The sequence below is a fragment of the Limnochordia bacterium genome, from assembly GCA_023230925.1.
GTDB lineage: Bacteria > Bacillota > Limnochordia > DUMW01 > DUMW01 > JALNWK01.
Genome location: JALNWK010000096.1, coordinates 1 through 4,681, shown reverse-complemented (window position 1 = coordinate 4,681; position 4,681 = coordinate 1). Strand labels below are relative to the sequence as shown.

The 4,681-nt window shown below is 49.0% G+C and carries 4 protein-coding genes, 1 tRNA gene and 1 rRNA gene; 4 read left to right on the top strand and 2 right to left on the bottom strand.

All coding sequences use genetic code 11. The annotated features are described in order from the left end of the window. The first annotated feature begins 242 nt into the window (after window positions 1-242). The 4 genes from M0Q40_12505 to M0Q40_12490 all read left to right on the top strand — a co-directional run bounded on the left by M0Q40_12505 (window position 243) and on the right by M0Q40_12490 (window position 4,411). On the top strand, window positions 243-920 hold the full coding sequence (locus tag M0Q40_12505) for a hypothetical protein (protein ID MCK9223409.1): 678 nt from the start codon (window positions 243-245) through the stop codon (window positions 918-920). Then, complete coding sequence (locus M0Q40_12500; protein ID MCK9223408.1) at window positions 917-1,774, top strand: hypothetical protein; 858 nt, start codon at window positions 917-919, stop codon at window positions 1,772-1,774. Before M0Q40_12505 ends, M0Q40_12500 begins: the two co-directional genes overlap by 4 nt. A gap of 433 nt (window positions 1,775-2,207) precedes the next feature. After that, a complete protein-coding gene (locus M0Q40_12495) occupies window positions 2,208-3,425 on the top strand; it encodes a hypothetical protein (protein ID MCK9223407.1) in 1,218 nt (405 codons plus the stop codon). 56 nt (window positions 3,426-3,481) lie between these two features. Continuing rightward, the gene (locus M0Q40_12490; protein ID MCK9223406.1) at window positions 3,482-4,411 is read left to right on the top strand and encodes a helix-turn-helix domain-containing protein; all 930 of its coding nucleotides are present in this window, start codon (window positions 3,482-3,484) and stop codon (window positions 4,409-4,411) included. A 65-nt stretch (window positions 4,412-4,476) separates the two neighbouring features. On the opposite strand, the gene M0Q40_12485 is transcribed toward M0Q40_12490, so the two are convergent. Together M0Q40_12485 and rrf are read right to left on the bottom strand one after the other, a co-directional pair. Continuing rightward, a tRNA-Asn gene (locus tag M0Q40_12485) sits at window positions 4,477-4,551 on the bottom strand. Between the two features lie 11 nt (window positions 4,552-4,562). Next, a 5S ribosomal RNA gene (rrf, locus tag M0Q40_12480) occupies window positions 4,563-4,679 on the bottom strand. Window positions 4,680-4,681 lie beyond the last annotated feature (2 nt).

Here is a 4,681-nt window from a genome sequence, read left to right as displayed (position 1 = left end):
TTCGGTCTTGGTCAGCCGTTCAATCAATAGGTCCGTTGTGTCAGCAGTACCTAAGGAACTCAATGCCTTTCTAAGGATCCACATCATCTGCAGTTCACTATTATTCAAGAGTAATTCTTCCTTTAACGCCCTTTGGCCTTTTGCAAAACCCCTATCATCGGTGTACTGAATCATACGCTGACAGACAGGGAGGAATTCTTTGCGCCCATGATCAATATTTATCCTTTGGATGGCGCTATCCGGTGGGAAGAAATCCACTACAGGAGGTATCCATGGGATTAGGCTTGATTGAACAAGATAAGATCCTAGTTACTCGTGAGGACTTAGCCTCGTATCATCCCTATTCCCGTCATCATTCAGCGCATCTTTTTAGCTACGAAATTGGCACCAGACAAGGGTTCTTAAGCTGCCTGTATTACCTATCCCAGCAGGATGAACTGGTATGTCAGGTACAACTCGATGGGTTTAGGGCCTTTGTGTTTTGGACGATCGGGACCCCCCAAATTCAGATTGAGCCCCTAGAGCATGGATGGATTTACCAGGGGGATCAGGTGATTCCCTTACATAGTCTACAGGCGAGCGTTGGTCTAGGAGCAGTAGTACAGAACCTACCCCCGGGCCTAGTTGGCAGAGAAGTAGAGGCCTCCTTCTTTGAAATGGCCATGGCTCGGCACAGTCCTCCGGATGTATCCCCAGACGCATCAGGGCGCCGTCGCAGAAAACTAGCACGGTTAATGCAAGAGGATATGGACTTCCAGCGTAAATGCCCAACATTAATTGGCGACTTCCCGCCCCATTGGCAAAGGGGAATGATCTATGATTTTGAAACTACACGCATGTGTCTTTTTCCGCCCGCAGGCATCTTCACCGACGTATGGCCCACGTGGATGCTCTCCTGGCCGAAGGAGCCTTGGATATGAATCGCCTTGGCTATGCGGATCCCAACCTTGCACAGCGGGCAATTCTCAGCCCACTGCGCGATACACCTAGTGATAATGTACCCTGTGTGTTTGCCAGCGGTGGTTTTAATATGGTTGCCGAAGACGGCAGTATCTGCGGAACCTCACCTGCTTGGTGCCTCCCCTTCTACAATATCTACTTACTGTATCTTAGAACAAGGGATAAAGACTGGCTCAGGCAACTGTACCCTTATTTGTCGGCTTACGTGAAGTGGTGGCTCGAAGAACGGGTCGATGAGGATGGTTGGTTGGTCTACAAATGCACATGGGAGTCGGGGGAGGATAATAACCCGAGAATAGATCCCGAACGGAAAGGTAACACCATTGTAAGCGGCGTAATCCGCCCCGTAGAACTTCAGGCTGCCATGGCCCACAGCTGCTACATCATGGAGTACTTCGCCGAGGAGATAGGAAAGCCCCTTGATCAAGGAAACTGGAGGAAAGTCAGAAGGCAATACACGGAATATGTACAATTGTTGTGGGATGAGAACGCAGGACGTTTTCGTGATTACGATAAACGAACCAGGGATTTTCTGGAATCCCCCGGTACGGAGGATTACTGGGGCGGTGATGCTATTCGGTTTTCTGCCCTAAACCTAATCCCGGCCCTTTTCGATACAGCAACTCCCCACCAAAGGGAGAGGCTACGAGAGGAAATAGCCTTGTATAACCGGAAACCATACATTGAGTGGCCCTCCTGGACCTTTGTCCTCTTAGAGACTGCTGTGGCATGTGGTATGTATGATTTCGCAGCTGAGGTTGCTGCCCAAATCTGTGAACGTGTGTATAACGAAAATGATCGCACCTTAGATTAATGCAAACGTCCCCAGCCAGGGTGTGCCAGGGAGTACTGGCCCCTAGACTTGAATGATTTCCGAATGATGCCTACGCTTGGGGAGCAACTACAACTACCTTAGTTATTCGACAGATTCTGGGCATGAGGGAGACTGAAAAGGGGTTTCCCCTATGTCCCGGGCTCCCTGCATCTATTATGGGACGAGTTTTCGGCCCGCGAAATCTTTGGGTAGCTCAAGTTAGCACAACAGTTGTCTACCATCGACCTGGTCCCTGCTTGCTCACTACGCTACACTTCGACAAAGCAGTAGGAGTAAAAGTGCAAAGGGGAGAGCAAGTCATCTACACAGGCTATGGTACATCCCATAGTTTCGAGTTATCCCAATATGTCCCGTATGAAGTAAGACTTATGATCAAAGAAGAATCCAAGGCAGAACGTTAGGACGCAGCCAAATGTATCTAGAACAAGAAACCGATGCACAAAACGTTAAACTAGATGGTATTATGGTCTATCATGGGGGCTGGACTATGTTGTTTTTCCCTACATATTATGGAGTACGTAAGATCACCGCTGATCAGAACGATGGTGATGTTGAATACCTCATCGCCGGGGATTGGCACCGATGTCCCGGACAGGTCCGCACAGACTCCGAAGTGACCTTTCCCACTCAACACACCATGGGTATTCGGGTGCGAGACACAAAGATTCTAGCCGCGTACGGGCATTCCCTTCCAACACCGTACTTAAACTCTTTGGGGGTGGAGATTAGTAATCTTGCTTGGGAGGACATGTGCAAAAGAGGCAGATCCCCCATTGCAGAAACCTATTACATGATCGATTGGATCAATGCTTATTACCGCAGAGAAGGGGCCGGATTCATTCAGTTTACCCTACCGGTGGTAGCCCGCAGACAAGAACCGACAGACCCAGAAAAACCGATGGAGTATCTGGCCCATGCCGGGGATCATGACCTTTATAATTGTCATATATACATTAGTCAGGATGTCGGAGGATACTTTGCGCCAAATAAAAGGCCACGAATTGGCTGCAACTACGACACAGACTACGAGACCAAGAAATGGCACTACGTCCCTTGGGCCTCTCTGCAACGGCGAGCAATGGCCCATGAGTTAGGTCATTTCCGAGGGGTACAGGATCATTACACTTCGGTTATCTCCGCGGATAAGAACCCCATCACCCAGGAAAGTTATGAACCTTCAACGGGCAAGAGTGCCATGATGCGTTCCCACTATGTCGATGACATGTTTATTAGCGACTATACACGACAGCTTCTGTGGAGCAAAAGTACCCTAACGGTACCCTTGAGTGAACACTACATCTGGAAAGAGGTCCCGAAAACAAACTGGATCCAAGTGGTTGATTCTGAGGGTACACCCTTGCCAAATACCCAGGTCCAAGTCTACATCTGCAATTTCTGGGAGAACCCCCAGGTGCCTACTAATCCATCCCTGCAAGGTAACACTGATGACTCAGGTCGGTTCCTGTTCGCCTACCGTCATGATGAAGAGGATCTCTCTATTACCTTTAACGTCCTACTTGTCACGGTTCAGCATCAGAACACGCAAGCTAGCAGCTGGATCGAGCTATTTGCCTTGAATCAGGCTGCTTGGGATGGAAAAACAGAGTACGTGCACCTAGTTTCGCTCTAGCTCTTGCCTACATTCCCACTCTCAGTATATAATGGTACTAATTGAGGTGGATATTAATGGCGCGAAATTTAACGTTAGAAGGCATGGAAGCCCTAAAAGTTCTCAAGGCCCTCTCCTCCGAGGTGCGGTTGAATATTCTCAATATGCTCAGCAATGAGATGATGTCAGTAACCGAGATCTCACAGGAACTTGGCCAATTACTCTCTACCACCGGTGCTAATCTACGGAAGTTGGAAGAAGCCGGTTTGATTGCTACCCAGTACCGTCCCGGAGAACGGGGCACTAAAAAACTATGCTCACGCACCTATGATGAGATCACGATTAAGCTACCCGGGCTTGAGGTTTATCCCCGAGCCGACAGTGTTGAGGTCTCGATGCCTGTCGGTAATTACAAAGAAGTAGACATCGAACCGCCCTGCGGCCTAGCTTCCGATGCCGGGATTATTGGGGTTTTGGATGATGTGAAATCCTTTTTTGCGCCGGAGCATGTCTTCGCGCAGTTGATTTGGTTCCGTAAAGGTGTTGTGACTTATCGGTTTCCGAATAACTTGCCAGATCACACTGCTCTTGAAAGACTAGATCTGAGTATGGAGATCTGTAGCGAAGCACCCAACTATAACGAGGATTGGCCATCGGACATCACCCTTTGGATTGACGGAGTAGAAATAGGTACATGGCGCAGTTCCGGCGATTTTGGTGGTCAACGGGGTAATCTCACTCCCCTTTGGTGGTTGAAACGCTATACCCAGTACGGCTTACTGAAATCCTGGAGTGTAAACCATACTGGTTCATACATCGATGGCGTACGAATTAGTGATGTAACCTTAGATGACCTGGACATTACCGCAGAGAAGAAAACAATCGAAGTAGCTATCGGCAATAAGGATGACGCAGAGTTTCCCCGAGGGCTTAATCTATTTGGTCGTAAATTCGGCAACTATCCACAGGATATCGTTTTGAACTTGAATTACATCCCCGTCGAATAACTACTGAATTGACACAACCCTTCGATTACGAAAAGGGCCACCTTACGTATAAGGTGGCCTCACAATGGCTCCCCGGGCTGGATTCGAACCAGCAACCACCCGGTTAACAGCCGGGTGCTCTACCGTTGAGCTACCGAGGAATAAAAAAAGTTCCCGGCAATGACCTACTCTCCCACTGCGTCACCACAGCAGTACCATCGGTGCTGGAGGGCTTAACTTCTGTGTTCGGGATGGGAACAGGTGTGGCCCCTCCGCTACAACCACCGGGAA

Bases quoted from the DNA above. Each gene is read 5' to 3' on its own strand.
- M0Q40_12500 (MCK9223408.1), top strand. From the start codon at position 917: ATGAATCGCCTTGGCTATGCGGATCCCAACCTTGCACAGCGGGCAATT.
- M0Q40_12495 (MCK9223407.1), top strand. From the start codon at position 2,208: ATGTATCTAGAACAAGAAACCGATGCACAAAACGTTAAACTAGATGGT.
- M0Q40_12490 (MCK9223406.1), top strand. From the start codon at position 3,482: ATGGCGCGAAATTTAACGTTAGAAGGCATGGAAGCCCTAAAAGTTCTC.